The organism is Streptomyces sp. NPDC016469 (genome assembly GCF_040632905.1).
In the GTDB taxonomy this organism is placed as follows: Bacteria; Actinomycetota; Actinomycetes; order Streptomycetales; family Streptomycetaceae; genus Streptomyces.
The window spans coordinates 373,788-387,599 of record NZ_JBEYCQ010000001.1 but is presented as its reverse complement, the minus strand read 5'-3'; the positions used below and the strand labels follow the sequence as shown (position 1 = coordinate 387,599).

The following is a 13,812-nucleotide window of genomic DNA, read 5'->3' as shown; positions in this document are numbered from 1 at the left end:
GAGGCCTTGTCCTCGATCGCCGGACGGGCCTGTCTTCCGTTCACAATGGCCGCATGCGTGCTGCCCGGCTGATCCGAATGGTGCTGCTCCTCCAGGCCCGCCCCGGCATGACCGCCGCCGAGCTGTCCCGGGAGCTGGAGGTGTCCGAGCGGACCGTCACCCGCGACGCCCAGGCCCTCTCCGAGGCCGGTGTCCCGGTCTACGCGGAGCGCGGCCGGGCCGGCGGCTACCGGCTCGTCGGCGGCTACCGCACCGGGCTGACCGGCCTCGCCCGCGACGAGGCGGAGGCGCTGTTCCTGTCCGGGCTGCCCTCGGCCCTGCGCGAGATGGGGCTCGCGGACGCCGCCTCGGCCGCCCGCCTGAAGGTGTCGGCGGCCCTGACACCCGCGCTGCGGGACGCCCCGGCGGGGGCGGGACGGCGCTTCCACCTGGACGCGCCCGGCTGGTACCAGGAGCCGGTCACCCCGGAGCTGCTGCCCGCCGTGGCCGAGGCGGTGTGGCGCGACCGGCTGCTCCTCGCCCGGTACCGGCGGGCGGGCCGGGACACCGACGTCGAACGGGAGCTGGCCCCGTACGGGCTCGTCCTGAAAGCGGGCGTCTGGTACCTCTGCGCCCGCGCGGGCGACGACACGCGGGTGTACCGCATCGACCGGTTCACCGCCGCCACCGTTTCGGCCACCCCTTTCGTCAGGGACGAGGGTTTCGACCTGCCCGCGTTCTGGGAAGAGCGGTCCGCCGCGTTCGCCCGCTCCCTGCTGCGTACGGAGGTGACGCTGCGGCTCTCGGAGGCGGCCGCGCACCGGCTGCCGCATCTCGTGGACCGGGCCGCCGCCACGGAGGCGCTGGAGGCGGCCGGGCCGCCCGGCGCGGACGGCCGGGTCACGGTCACCCTGGCGGTCGAGTCCCTGGACGTCGCCTACGGCCAGCTGCTGGGCCTCGGACCGGAGTTGGAGGTGCTGGCCCCGGCCGGGCTGCGGGAGAGGTTCCGGGCGGCGGCCGCCCGGCTGCACGCGCTCTACGGGGGCACGCCCTGACGGCTTCGTTCAGATGTCTGGGCGTGCGTCGGCCGCCCTCAGGGCAGATGCTGGACCCGTGATGGACGAGACCGGGTTCTGGGAGCTGATCGACAGCACGCGCGAGGCCGCCGACGGCGACCCCGAGGACCATGCCGACCTGCTGGTCGAACAGCTGGTGCTGCGCGACCCCGAAGCGGTGCTGGACTTCGCCCGGCACTTCGAGGCCCGTTTCAACCGGGCCTACCGCTGGGACCTGTGGGGCGCCGCCGCCCTCCTGCTCGGCGGCGCGGACGACGACGCCTTCGACTACTTCCGCTGCTGGCTGATCGGCCGGGGCCGGGAGGTCTTCGAGGGCGCCGTCCACGACCCGGACGCCCTGGCCGAACTGCTGGACTCCTTCGACGAGGAGCTGGACGGCGACGGCGAGGAGCTGGGGTACGCGGCCGACGAGGCGTACGAACAGCTCACCGGCGTGGTCGCGCCCGACCTCGGCCTGCCCCCGCAGGCGGACGAGCCGGAGGGCACGCCGCTCGACCCGGACGACGACGCGGCCCTGGCGGCCCGGCTGCCCGCGCTCTGGGAGCGGTTCGGCGGCTGAGCGCGCCCGTCACGGGGTGAGCGGGCGGGCCATCATCACGTCGTCCACGTAACTCCCGCTCAGGAAGAACTCGCCCCGCAGCACGCCCTCGACGGTGAAGCCCTCCGCCTCGTACAGCGCGCGGGCGGGGGCGTTGTGGCCGAGGACCCGCAGGGTGATCCGGTTCGCCCCCTCCCCGCGTGCCGCCGCGCAGGCCGCGCGGACCAGGGCGCGTCCGACGCCCCGGCCGCGCGCCCAGTGGGCCACGGCGAGGCCCTGGATCTGCCGGACGTGCGTGTGGCAGGCGAGTGGGCTCGGCGACACGACGCGTATGTAGCCGGCCGGCACCCGCTCCCCCGCCTCGTTCACCGCCTCCGCCACCAGGATGTCCCGGGGCGTGGTCCGCTCGTCGAAGAACGGCGCGTACGGAGGCTGCGGGCGCGGCTGCACCGCGTGCAGCGTCGACCAGGTGGTGCGGTCCAGTTCCACGAGCGCGGGCTCGTCCGCGAGAACGGCGCGGCGGACCACGGGCGCGGCGGGGGTTGCGGATGCGGTGGATTCGGTCATGGCCGCCACTGTGCCACGGCCGTGTACGGCGGCTCCGGTGGGGCAGGATGGACGCCATGCCGCACTCCCGTATCGCCGTCAGCGGATCGACCGGACTCATCGGAGCGGCGCTGGTGCGCTCGTTGCGGGCCGACGGACACGAGGTGGTCCGCTTGGTGCGCCACCCGGCGCGGGACGGCGACGAGGTGGAGTGGGACCCGAAGCGGGGACACGTGGACGTGGCCGGGCTCGTGGGCTGCGACGCGGTCGTCCACCTCGCCGGGGCGGGGGTCGGCGACCACCGCTGGACCGAGGCGTACAAGAAGGAGATCCGGGACAGCCGGGTGCTGGGCACCGCCGCGATCGCGGACGCCGTCGCCTCGCTCGACACCCCGCCCGCCGTACTGCTGTCCGGCTCCGCGATCGGCTTCTACGGGGACACCGGCGACCGCCCGGTCGACGAGGAGGCGCCGCCCGGGGACGGGTTCCTGCCGTCGGTCTGCGTGGAGTGGGAGGAGGCCACGGCGGCGGCCGAGGAGGCGGGGGTGCGTACGGTGCACGCCCGCACCGGCCTGGTGGTCGCCCGGGAAGGGGGTGCCTGGGGGCGGCTCTTCCCGCTGTTCCGGGCGGGGCTCGGCGGCCGGATGGGCGACGGGCGGCAGTACTGGAGCTTCATCGCGCTGCACGACCACATCGCGGCGCTGCGGCACGTCCTGGACACCCCGGAGCTGTCCGGGCCGGTGAACCTGACCGCCCCGACGCCCGTCACCAATGCCGAGGTGACCGCCGCGATGGGCCGGGTGCTGCGGCGGCCGACCCTCTTCACGGCGCCCGCGCCGGCCCTGCGGCTCGCGCTGGGCGAGTTCGCCGGGGATGTGCTGGGCAGTCAGCGGGTGCTGCCCGCGCGGCTGCTGGACTCCGGCTTCTCGTTCGCCTTCCCCTCCGTCGACGCCGCCATCCGCGCCGCCCTGCGCTGACCGTCCGGACCGGCCCGGTATTTCGGACGGGCGTGCGACCCCGTGCATCGGTGCACCGGTCCGCGCGCGACTGCGCAGGATCGGGCCACTCTCCTAGCCTCCTGACGAACTCACGCATTCCGGTGGGCGGTTGAGGGCATGAGCCCCCCACCACTCGCGTCGAACCGGGGAGGGCACGTGCTCAGCACGGCACACCACGCGGACGTCGTCATCATCGGGGCCGGGATCGCCGGCCTGTCGGCGGCCCACCGACTGACCAGCGCCGGGGTCAGCGTCAGCGTCCTGGAGGCCGGCCCCGGCGTCGGCGGCCGGATGGCCACGGACGAGGTGGACGGGTTCCGTCTCGACCGCGTCGGCCCGCTGCTCAACACCGCGTATCCGGAGCTCCGCACCACACCGGGGCTCGACGGACTCGTCCTGCGCACGTTCGATCACGGGGTCCTCGTGCACAGCGAGGGCCGCCGCCAGCGGACCGGCGAGACCCGCCGCGTGCCGGGCGCACGCGGCGCACGGGGCGCGCTCAAGGCGGCGCGCGCCCTCGCGCACGCTCCCCGGCCGCCGCGCGCGGGCGCCCTCACCGGGGCCATGGGCGGCGCGATCGACCACGCCCGGCTCGGCGTGGCCCTGACCCGCCTCGCCGCCACCCCGCCGGCCCGCATCCTCGCCCGGCCCGAACGCGCCGCGCTCGACGCGCTGGCCGGCCGGCTCTCCTCCCGTACGCTCAACGGCTTCGTACGCCCGCTGCTCACCGCGCTGCTCAGCGATCCGGACCTCACCACGTCCAGCCGGTGCGCCGACCTCGCTCTGCGGACGTACGCGAGCGGACGGCTGTGTGTGCCCGAGGGAGGGGCGGGTACGCTGCCGGCGCTCCTCGCCGCTTCCCTGCCGCCGGGCACCGTACGCACCGGGGTGCACGTCACCTCCGCCGACATCACCTCCGTACGCACCAAGGAGCACGGCGAGCTGGGCTGCCGCTCCCTGCTCGTGGCCACCGGAGCGAGCGCCGCCGCCGAGCTGCTGCCCGGCCTGCGCCTGCCGTCCTTCCACCCCGTGACGGTGCTCCACCACACCGCGCCCGCTCCCCCGCCCACCGGCGCCTCGCTCCTCCTGGACGCCGACCGGTCGGGCCCCGTCTCCCACACCGCCGTGATGAGCGAGGTCGACCCGGTGCGCGCCCCGCACGGCCGGACCCTGATCAGCTCCACGGTCCTCGGCACCCCGCCCGACGACCTCGACCGCACGGTCCGCGCCCACCTCGCCGCGCTCCACGGCGTGCCCACCGACGACTGGGAGCTGCTGGCCGCCCACCACGACCCCGAGGCCGTCCCCGCGATGCCCGCCCCGCACGACCCGAGCCGCCCGGTCCGGCTCCTCGCCGGCCTCTACGTGTGCGGCGACCACCGCGACACCGGCACCGTCCAGGGAGCCCTGGCCTCGGGCGCCCGCGCCGCCGCGTCGATCCTCCACGACCTCGGCGTACACCCGGCCGCCGGGGACACCGCACTTCCCGAGGCGGCCTGAAGCGGGGTCGCTCAGCCCAGCGCGGCGACCCGCTCCCGGTAGCCGCGCACGGCGGCGGCGTCCCGGTAGGGCTCCAGCCGCCGTTCGAAGTCCCGCACGTACTCCGTGGCCCGCACCGAGCGCATCTCGGCGGCCTGCTGGGCGGCCTCCGCGCCCAGCCGGCACGCCTGGTCCAGCTCCCCCAGGCCCAGCCGGGCGGATGCCAGCACCACCCGGCAGAACAGCCTGCTGCGGGCGTACGCGGGGGCGCGCAGCTGGAGCGCGCGCTCCGCGTACTGCGCGGCGGACCGGTACTGCTGGAGGTCGCGGTGGCAGTGCCCGAACTCGTCGGCGAGCTGCGCCTCGTCGAAGTGGCGCGCCCAGTGCGGCACCTCGTCACCGGGGCGGGCCGCCTCCAGCGCGCGTTCCGCCCGGGCGAGCGAGGCCGTGCACGCCTTGGAGTCCCCGAGCACCGCGTGCCCGCGCGCCTCCACCGCGTGCAGCATGGCCATGACGGTGTGGGGCGCGGCCGAGCCGATGCCCTGCTGCGCCACCCGGGCCAGCTGGACCGCTTCCCGGCCGTGGGCGAGATAGACCGCCTGGCGGCTCATGGTGATCAGCACATAGCTGCCGTACGCCCGGTCGCCCGCCGCCTGGGAGAGCCGGAGGGCCTGGACGAAATAGCGCTGCGCGAGACCGTGCGCCGCGATGTCGAACGAGGTCCAGCCGGCCAGCCTGGTCAGGTCGGCGGCGGCCGCGAACAGCCTCCGGCCGGTCGCCTCCCCGTACGTGCCGCGCAGCATCGGCTCCGTCTCGTGCTCCAGGTACCGCACGAGGGCCTGCCGGGCGTGCCCGCCGCCGTAGGCGTGGTCGAGCGTACGGAAGAGCTCGGCCACCGAACGCAGCGCCGCGACGTCCCCCTCGCCGACCCGCAGTCCCGAGCCCCGCTCGGTCTGCCGCTGCCGGGGCACCCCCGGGCCGGCCGTCGCGCCGCCGGCCGGGGCGCCGGGCGGTGCGGGCACCCCGCCGGGCCGCGACGGCACCGGCCCCCGCACGCTGTGCCGCCCGGCCTGTTCGGGCACGGCGGTCAGGGCTCCGGCGGCGGGCGACTGGGCGCCGGCCGCCCGTGCCGCTCCGGCCCTGGCGGCCCCGCCGGGCGCCGGACGGCCGACCCACTCGTCGGCCCGGCCGATCAGCCAGTCCCGGCTGGGCACGACGAGACCGGCCGGGGTGAACGCGATCTTCCGCAGCTCGGTGTGGCTGCCGGAGTCCTTGCGCCAGAGTCCGCTGACGATGTCGACCGCCTCGGCGGGCGTGGCGGCGAACTCCAGGCCCGCGTAGACCGGGGCGCAGGCGTCGAGCCCGAGGTCCTGCGCGGAGAGCCGGCGGCCGAGGCGCCGGGTGAAGACCTCGGCGATCAGCGCGGGGGTGGTCCCCCGGGGCTGCTGGCCGCGCAGCCAGCGGGTCACGGAGGTCTTGTCGTACCGCAGGTCGAGTCCGTGTTCGAGGCCGAGCTGGTCCACCCGGCGGGCGAGGCCGGCGTTGGAGAACCCGGCCTCGGTGATGAGCGAGGCGAGCCGGCGGTTGGGCGTGCGCTGCGGAGGTCGTTCGGACATCAGCTGTAGGGTCTCCTGCCTTCGGGGCCGGGCAGCCCTCTGACGAACGGCGCGAATTTAACTGTCTGCGGGGCGGCCTCAGCACCCTTCGCTCCACATTCATCCGATCGTGTGAGGATTGTGGGCGGCGCTGACGGGAAGACCTGCCCGGCTCATGCGCCGACGCCGGTCGTACAGTGGCCGGGGCGCGATTCGTGCAGGGTGACGCGGTACCGGGGAAACCCTCCGGGCCACGGCACCGCGAGAAGAGAGGCTGCTGCCGTGACTGAGCTCCGGTTCGTCCGTATGGGATTCGGCGAGAACGCCGTCGACTACCGCGAGGCGTGGCAGAAGCAGCGCGAGGTGCACGCGGCACGGTTCGAGGACACCGTCCCGGACACCTGCCTGCTCCTGGAACACCCGCCCGTCTACACCGCGGGCAGGCGCACGGAGGACAGCGAGCGCCCCCTCGACGGCACCCCCGTCATCGACGTGGACCGCGGCGGCAAGATCACCTGGCACGGCCCCGGCCAGCTCGTCGGCTACCCGATTCAGAAGCTCCCCCGCCCCGTGGACGTCGTCGCCCATGTGCGCCGCCTGGAGGAGGCGCTGATCCGCACCGCCGCCGAGTTCGGCGTCGAGACCAGCCGGGTCGAGGGCCGCAGCGGCGTCTGGGTCCTGGGCGACCCGGTCGAGCAGCGCCCCGCCCTCGGCGGCCTCACCCTCGACTTCGACCCGCGCCTGGCGGACGACGAGTTCGACGCCCGGCTCAACGGTCCCGAGTACGCCCCCTCCAACGCCGGACAGCGCCGCGAGGACCGCAAACTCGCCGCGATCGGCATCCGCGTGGCCAAGGGCGTCACCATGCACGGCTTCTCGTTCAACGTGAACCCCGACAACACCTGGTTCGACCGCATCGTGCCCTGCGGCATCCGGGACGCCGGCGTCACCTCGCTCAGCTACGAACTGGGCCGCGACATCACCATCGAAGAGGTCCTGCCGGTCGTCGAGAAGCACCTCCGGGACATCCTGGAGAACGCCGAGCTCGCCCCCCGTACGATCGAACGCGCCGGCGACACCATGGCCACGGCGTGACCCACGGAACACGCTTCCGGGAATAGGCCCCGCCTGCCCCAGGTTGGGCAGACGTACAACCGAATGAACCACGGGCGTACCCTGGTGTTCGCCGAAGAATCCAATGCAGTGAAAGCAAAGGGGAGTGCCGGAGTGTCTGTCGCACCCGACGGGCGCAAGATGCTGCGCCTTGAGGTCCGGAACAGCCAGACCCCCATCGAGCGCAAGCCCGAGTGGATCAAGACCCGGGCGAAGATGGGCCCCGAGTACAACCAGCTGCAGAAACTCGTCAAGAGCGAGGGCCTGCACACGGTGTGCCAGGAGGCCGGCTGCCCCAACATCTTCGAGTGCTGGGAGGACCGCGAGGCCACGTTCCTCATCGGCGGCGACCAGTGCACCCGGCGCTGTGACTTCTGCCAGATCGACACGGGCAAGCCGCAGGCGCTGGACCGGGACGAACCCCGCCGCGTCGGCGAGTCCGTCGTCACGATGGACCTGAACTACGCCACCATCACCGGCGTCGCCCGCGACGACCTGGAGGACGGCGGCGCCTGGCTGTACGCGGAGACCGTGCGCCAGATCCACGCGCTGACCGCGGACCGGGAGGCCGGCCGCACCAAGGTCGAGCTGCTGATCCCCGACTTCAACGCCGAGCCCGAGCAGCTCGCCGAGGTCTTCTCCTCGCGCCCCGAGGTGCTCGCGCACAACGTGGAGACGGTGCCGCGCATCTTCAAGCGCATCCGCCCGGGCTTCCGCTACGAGCGGTCCCTGGAGGTCATCACCCGCGCCCGTGAGGCCGGCCTGGTAACCAAGTCGAACCTGATCCTCGGCATGGGCGAGACCCGCGAAGAGGTCAGCGAGGCGCTCCAGGACCTGTACGACGCGGGCTGCGAGCTCATCACGATCACGCAGTACCTGCGGCCCTCGGTGCGCCACCACCCGGTCGAGCGCTGGGTGAAGCCCCACGAGTTCGTGGAGCTCAAGGACGAGGCCGACGCGATCGGGTACTCGGGCGTCATGTCCGGGCCGCTCGTCCGCTCCTCGTACCGCGCGGGCCGCCTCTTCCAGCAGGCGATGGACCGGCGCGAGGCCCAGGCCCCGGTGCCGTCCGCGTAATCCGTTGACCGCCCGACGCGGTCCGTCCCGTCCCCGCAGGTCCGAGAGGCCCGGGGCGCGGACGGACCGCGTCGGCGTGCGCGGAACCCGTATCAAGGTTTCATTGGTGTTTGACCGACCGGTCACGCGCTGGTAACACCGAACGGTGACGCTGGATGCACGCGCGGCGCGGTGAAGCACACCGCCACCGCCGTTCCCGCGCCCCGTCTCCAGTCCGCGCAGCACACGTACATCGTTTCCGAGGGGACTTGCCACGATGCAGGCCGCGCCGGTACGCGCCACCGTCATCCCGACCGTCACCAACACCCTCCGCGCCGTGGAGTCGCTGCTGCTCAGTGGCGGCCAGCGCACCGCCCGCCGCAACGCCTGGACGGCCGTCCTGGAGGACCGCCGCCGGGCGAAGGACCGGGCCGAGTCCGGCTACGTGCCGGAACGGGAGGCCGTGGGCGCCCGTCGTTCGAAGGCCACGTAAACTTCATTGCATGGCGAGGAAGGCAAACACCACTGAAGGCGCGGACAGCGCCGAGAACGCGGGGCGGCTCAAGCAGATCGCTCTGACCTACAAGATGACCAAGCGGACCGACTCCAAGATCGGTCTTGTGGTCGCGGGTGTGGGAATCGTCACCTTCGGTGTCATCCTCGCGATCGGTTTTCTGATCGATCACCCGATCTACCTGGGCATCCTGGGCTTCGTGCTCGCGCTCCTCGCGATGGCGATCATCTTCGGACGCCGCGCCGAGCGCGCCGCCTTCGGACAGATGGAGGGCCAGCCGGGCGCCGCGGCGGCGGTGCTGGACCGCGTGGGCCGCGGCTGGACGACGACCCCGGCGGTCGCGATGAACCGCAGCCAGGACGTCGTGCACCGCGCCGTGGGCAAGGCGGGCATCGTGCTGGTCGCCGAGGGCAACCCGAACCGGGTGAAGAGCCTGCTCGCGGCCGAGAAGAAGAAGATGGCCCGCATCGTGGTGGACGTCCCCGTCCACGACATCATCGTCGGCAACGGTGAGGGCCAGGTGCCCCTGAAGAAGGTCCGCACCAAGATGCTGAAGATGCCCCGCGTCCTGACCGGCCCCCAGGTGACGGCCGCCAACGACCGGCTCCGCGCGATGGGGGACCTGATGAGCAACATGCCCTTGCCGAAGGGCCCCATGCCGAAAGGCACGCGGATGCCTCGCGGCGGCAAGATGCGCTGACGCGTCCGGAAACCCGAGAGGGCGGGCTGTGAACCACGAAGGTTCACAGCCCGCCCTTTTTCGCGTTTCTTACGCTTCCTACGCCTCAGACGCGGATCTGGACCGCGCGGGCCAGGCGGTCGTGGAGGCCGCGGCCGTCGCGGTCCCAGACGAGCGCCGGGATCGCGAGGCAGAGCAGGACGCTGCGGACGAGGACCCGGACGAGGCCGAGGCGGCCGCCGTCCTCGGCGACGACCCGGGTGCCCACGAGGCGCTTGCCGGGGGTGCAGCCGATCGTGCCGACGGTGAGCACGCTCATCACGAGGAAGATGCCGAGCGCCCAGTTCCCGGACGCCTGCTGGTCACCGCGAGCGAACAGTCCGTATGCGATCAGCAGGCACAGGGCCCAGTCGATGAAGAGGGCCCCGAAGCGCCGGCCGAGCGGGGCGATGGCCCCGGGGCCCTGCTCGGGGAGGCCGAGCCGCTTGCCCCGGTAGCCGAAGTCCGCGCCCATGTCCTCGGCGGCCGCGCGCGGCCCGGAGAGCCACGATCCGATTGCTTGCCTATTGTCCACCCGAACACGGTACTGCGCCCGGCCGCGCGCCTTCCCCCGCGGGTGCCGTCCCATTCCTCGGACGCCCGTTTGAAACGGCCCGCAGGCCCGTAAGGCCGCGCCAGGGAGGGTGTCCGAGGCCGGTACGACCGCTCCCCGCAGCCGCGCCGGTTAACTTCGGCGAAACAAATGGGTCATGCTTGAGAAATCCGGTCTGCCTATGGTCGGGTCCAGCGTGTGCCACCGCACTGGTCACACAACGAGCTGCAACCCCGTCCCTCCCGGGCCGGGAGTAGGAGGAGTTGGATGTTCCAGAACGCCGACGACGCGAAGAAGTTCATCGCCGACAACGACGTCAAGTTCATCGATGTCCGGTTCTGCGACCTGCCCGGTGTGATGCAGCACGTCACCGTGCCGGCGGCGACCTTCAACCCGGCCGACGAGCTTGCCTTCGACGGCTCGTCGATCCGCGGCTTCCAGGCCATCCACGAGTCCGACATGGCGCTCCGCGCGGACCTGTCGACCGCCCGGGTCGACCCCTTCCGCCGTGACAAGACCGTCAACATCAACTTCTTCATCCACGACCCGATCACCGGCGAGCAGTACAGCCGTGACCCGCGCAACGTGGCCAAGAAGGCGGAGGCGTACCTCGCCTCGACCGGCTTCGCCGACACCGCGTACTTCGGTCCCGAGGCCGAGTTCTACGTGTTCGACAACGTCCGCTTCCAGACGTCGGCGAACGAGAGCTTCTACCACATCGACTCCGAGGCCGGCGCCTGGAACACCGGTGCGGTCGAGAACAACCGCGGTTACAAGGTCCGCTACAAGGGCGGCTACTTCCCGGTCTCCCCGGTCGACCACTTCGCGGACCTGCGCGCCGAGATGTCCCTGGAGCTGCAGAACAGCGGCCTGCAGATCGAGCGCCAGCACCACGAGGTCGGCACCGGCGGCCAGGCGGAGATCAACTACAAGTTCAACACGCTGCTCGCCGCGGCCGACGACCTGATGCTCTTCAAGTACATCGTGAAGAACGTCGCCTGGCGCAACGGCAAGACCGCGACCTTCATGCCGAAGCCGATCTTCGGCGACAACGGCTCGGGCATGCACGTCCACCAGTCCCTGTGGTCCGGCGGCGACCCGCTGTTCTACGACGAGCAGGGCTACGCGGGCCTGTCGGACATGGCGCGCTACTACATCGGCGGCATCCTCAAGCACGCCCCGTCGCTGCTGGCCTTCACCAACCCGACGGTGAACTCCTACCACCGCCTGGTCCCGGGCTTCGAGGCCCCGGTCAACATGGTGTACTCGCAGCGCAACCGCTCCGCCGCGATGCGCATCCCGATCACGGGCTCCAACCCGAAGGCGAAGCGCGTCGAGTTCCGCGCCCCGGACCCGTCGTCCAACCCGTACCTGGCCTTCTCCGCGCTCCTGATGGCCGGCCTGGACGGCATCAAGAACAAGATCGAGCCGGCCGAGCCGATCGACAAGGACCTGTACGAGCTGGCCCCCGAGGAGCACGCCAACGTCCAGCAGGTCCCGACGTCCCTCCCGGCCGTCCTGGACGCCCTCGAGGCCGACAACGAGTACCTCCAGGCCGGCGGCGTCTTCACGTCCGACCTGATCGAGACGTGGATCGACTACAAGCGCACCCACGAGATCGCCCCGATCCAGCTGCGCCCGCACCCGCACGAGTTCGAGCTGTACTTCGACCTGTAAATCGCGGCTGCGCCACAGCGAAGAGCTTGGTCACCCTCCGCAGAGGGTGACCAAGCTCTTCGCTAACTCCCCTGCAGGGTCCTGACCATGACCGCGTACAGCGGGGAGCCTTCGGAAGGCTTGGCCTCGTCGCGCTTTTCGTAGCCCCACTTCTCGTACAGGGCTTGCACCCTCGGGTGGGTAGCGTCGACCAGGAGGGTCACGAAGTCGACGTCGACGGATCTGATCAGTGCGTCGTGGATCTGCTGCGCCCGGCCGGTCCCCTGCCACCGGGGCACCACCATCAGCTCGGACAGGGCGAAAATGCGGCCGCGCACGCCCCTGGGCCGGTCCGCTCCCTTCCACCAGCCGCCCGGCTTGAACCTCGAACCGTACGCGTACCCGACCGCTCCGCCGTCCTCCCAGCCCGAGACGCAGTGCCAGTCCTCGCGCTTGGACCACAGGTCGACGTAGTACGAGAACCGCTCGCGCGAGTGGAACGGGTTGGGCTCGTCCGCGTAGACCTCGTCATGTATGTCCAGGAGCAAGGAGCGCACGTCCTGGGCGTCGGCGTGCGTGTGCGTTCTCAGATCCATCGCCGCGACTCCTCGATCCAGCTCGCGGCCTCGGGCGCCTTCGTGCCCGTGGCCTCGATGACTTGGCGTGTGACAGCGAGCGTCTTCGTCGTACGCCGCGACCCGGACGTCGGCAGCAGCATCTCGTACGCGCGGCGTCCTGTTTCGGCGGCAAGCTCGACCTCTCTCTGCCTCGCCTGGGCAAGCGACAGGTGCGCCGTGTAGAGGGCCCTGTTGCGGACCATGCCGTCGGGGATCGCCGCAAGGGTGCGGTGGAGGCAGGACTCGGCCCGCTCGTGCTCCCCGAGCGCGGTCCAGACGTACGACGACAAGGCGTCGAATTCGGCTCGGTCGTAGAACGTGATCCACGCGGAGGGTTGCACGTCGCCGGCGCGTCCGAACGCCTTCTCCGCGAGGCTCATGGCGCGCAGGGATTCGGTGGGCCGGTGCAGCCTGGCCAAGGCGTTGGCGTGCCGCATGTGTCCCAGCGACGCGTACAGCGGGTCGCGCCGGGCGGTCGAGGACCGCTTCATGACCTCGGCGCCGGCCGCCGCCTCGGCGTGGTTCTCGCGCTGGCTGGAGGTGAGCATCAGATGGTCCCAAACGCGGTACATGGCTTCCCCGTCACGCGCCAGGCCCGCCAGAGGCAGGGCCCTGTCGAGGTGGGAGCGGGCACGCCGGGGAGCACTGGCGTCGATGGCGGCGAAGGCCGCCAGACACGTGGCATCGGAGGCGAGCCGGTACATCTGGCGCCGCACGCGGTCCGAGGCGCCGCCGCCGGCGAGCGACGACTGGATACGTGCCGCGAGCTCGATGGCCTTGTTCTCGATTCTTCCCGCCCCGCCGAGTCGCGCGTCACCGCGCAGCAACTCGGTGTACTCCAGGCGAAACCGGTCGGCGTCGGGCTGTCCCAGCCGCGTGAGGCGTGGCAAGGCAGCAGCGGCGACGGCGGTCCCGGTCGCCGCGACAAGGAAGGTACGGCGGTGCACTGGGTCCTCCGCTTGTACGGCGGTGCGTGGTGGGGCGAACCCTAGGTCCGCGACAGGGCAGCCGAATACCGCTTCGAGTGCGGCGCACGTGCGACCGATCGGTCTGCGGGTGCTGCCGTTGAGGAGGTTGCGCACTGTCCGCGCGGACACATCGCCCGGTCTCCCGCCGAGGTCATCGAGCGCGATGTTCATCCGACGCGCTAATTCTTCCTGCGTCAGGCCGAGTTCACTCATCCGGCCTCTCAGGATGACGTTCGCTCTCATGCGGCAGAACGTAGTCGGACCGCTACGTCCTTGCCAGCCATCGGGTAATACGGACGCAAAGTTTTCCGGTTGGCAGTGGGCGACCAGGCGGCGACCTTTCCTGTCCAGAGCCGCCCGGCGGTCGTTGACTGGTCACACGCACCGGAGATTGAAGGACGCTCCG

At 72.1% G+C, this 13,812-nt stretch carries 14 protein-coding genes; 9 read left to right on the top strand and 5 right to left on the bottom strand.

Annotated elements, in window-relative coordinates; translation table 11 throughout:
• Positions 1-53 precede the first annotated feature (53 nt).
• Together ABZ565_RS01855 and ABZ565_RS01850 are read left to right on the top strand one after the other, a co-directional pair.
• A complete protein-coding gene (locus tag ABZ565_RS01855) occupies positions 54-1,034 on the top strand; it encodes a WYL domain-containing protein (protein ID WP_361019149.1) in 981 nt (326 codons plus the stop codon).
• A 61-nt stretch (positions 1,035-1,095) separates the two neighbouring features.
• Complete coding sequence (locus ABZ565_RS01850) at positions 1,096-1,614, top strand: DUF4240 domain-containing protein (protein ID WP_361019304.1); 519 nt, start codon at positions 1,096-1,098, stop codon at positions 1,612-1,614.
• Positions 1,615-1,623: 9 nt separating this feature from the next.
• Here the strand turns inward: ABZ565_RS01850 and ABZ565_RS01845 are convergent, their stop codons facing one another.
• Positions 1,624-2,160 (bottom strand): GNAT family N-acetyltransferase, encoded by a 537-nt coding sequence (locus ABZ565_RS01845; protein WP_361019146.1) that lies wholly within the window; start codon positions 2,158-2,160, stop codon positions 1,624-1,626.
• A gap of 56 nt (positions 2,161-2,216) precedes the next feature.
• On the opposite strand from ABZ565_RS01845, the gene ABZ565_RS01840 reads away from it, so the two are divergent.
• Complete coding sequence (locus ABZ565_RS01840) at positions 2,217-3,116, top strand: TIGR01777 family oxidoreductase (RefSeq protein ID WP_361019144.1); 900 nt, start codon at positions 2,217-2,219, stop codon at positions 3,114-3,116.
• A gap of 177 nt (positions 3,117-3,293) precedes the next feature.
• Positions 3,294-4,637 (top strand): NAD(P)/FAD-dependent oxidoreductase, encoded by a 1,344-nt coding sequence (locus ABZ565_RS01835; RefSeq protein ID WP_361019141.1) that lies wholly within the window; start codon positions 3,294-3,296, stop codon positions 4,635-4,637.
• 11 nt (positions 4,638-4,648) lie between these two features.
• Here the strand turns inward: ABZ565_RS01835 and ABZ565_RS01830 are convergent, their stop codons facing one another.
• Complete coding sequence (locus ABZ565_RS01830) at positions 4,649-6,232, bottom strand: regulator (RefSeq protein ID WP_361019139.1); 1,584 nt, start codon at positions 6,230-6,232, stop codon at positions 4,649-4,651.
• A 261-nt stretch (positions 6,233-6,493) separates the two neighbouring features.
• Here ABZ565_RS01830 and lipB point away from each other — a divergent pair, with 261 nt between their 5' ends.
• From lipB to ABZ565_RS01810, 4 genes are all read left to right on the top strand, one after another.
• The gene (gene lipB / locus ABZ565_RS01825) at positions 6,494-7,306 is read left to right on the top strand and encodes a lipoyl(octanoyl) transferase LipB (RefSeq protein WP_361019136.1); all 813 of its coding nucleotides are present in this window, start codon (positions 6,494-6,496) and stop codon (positions 7,304-7,306) included.
• A 159-nt stretch (positions 7,307-7,465) separates the two neighbouring features.
• Positions 7,466-8,401 (top strand): lipoyl synthase, encoded by a 936-nt coding sequence (lipA, locus tag ABZ565_RS01820; protein WP_361019301.1) that lies wholly within the window; start codon positions 7,466-7,468, stop codon positions 8,399-8,401.
• A gap of 256 nt (positions 8,402-8,657) precedes the next feature.
• Positions 8,658-8,873 (top strand): hypothetical protein, encoded by a 216-nt coding sequence (locus ABZ565_RS01815; protein ID WP_361019133.1) that lies wholly within the window; start codon positions 8,658-8,660, stop codon positions 8,871-8,873.
• A gap of 10 nt (positions 8,874-8,883) precedes the next feature.
• Entirely contained in the window at positions 8,884-9,594 is a 711-nt protein-coding gene (locus ABZ565_RS01810; RefSeq protein ID WP_164399984.1) for a DUF4191 domain-containing protein, read from the top strand.
• A gap of 85 nt (positions 9,595-9,679) precedes the next feature.
• Here the strand turns inward: ABZ565_RS01810 and ABZ565_RS01805 are convergent, their stop codons facing one another.
• A complete protein-coding gene (locus ABZ565_RS01805; protein ID WP_361019130.1) occupies positions 9,680-10,147 on the bottom strand; it encodes an RDD family protein in 468 nt (155 codons plus the stop codon).
• A 285-nt stretch (positions 10,148-10,432) separates the two neighbouring features.
• Here ABZ565_RS01805 and glnA point away from each other — a divergent pair, with 285 nt between their 5' ends.
• Positions 10,433-11,842: a type I glutamate--ammonia ligase gene (gene glnA, locus ABZ565_RS01800; RefSeq protein ID WP_361019127.1), complete on the top strand. Its 1,410-nt coding sequence runs from the start codon at positions 10,433-10,435 to the stop codon at positions 11,840-11,842.
• A gap of 62 nt (positions 11,843-11,904) precedes the next feature.
• Here the strand turns inward: glnA and ABZ565_RS01795 are convergent, their stop codons facing one another.
• Together ABZ565_RS01795 and ABZ565_RS01790 are read right to left on the bottom strand one after the other, a co-directional pair.
• The gene (locus ABZ565_RS01795; protein WP_361019124.1) at positions 11,905-12,417 is read right to left on the bottom strand and encodes a GNAT family N-acetyltransferase; all 513 of its coding nucleotides are present in this window, start codon (positions 12,415-12,417) and stop codon (positions 11,905-11,907) included.
• Positions 12,408-13,649: a helix-turn-helix transcriptional regulator gene (locus ABZ565_RS01790; protein WP_361019121.1), complete on the bottom strand. Its 1,242-nt coding sequence runs from the start codon at positions 13,647-13,649 to the stop codon at positions 12,408-12,410. Before ABZ565_RS01790 ends, ABZ565_RS01795 begins: the two co-directional genes overlap by 10 nt.
• Positions 13,650-13,812: the final 163 nt, after the last annotated feature.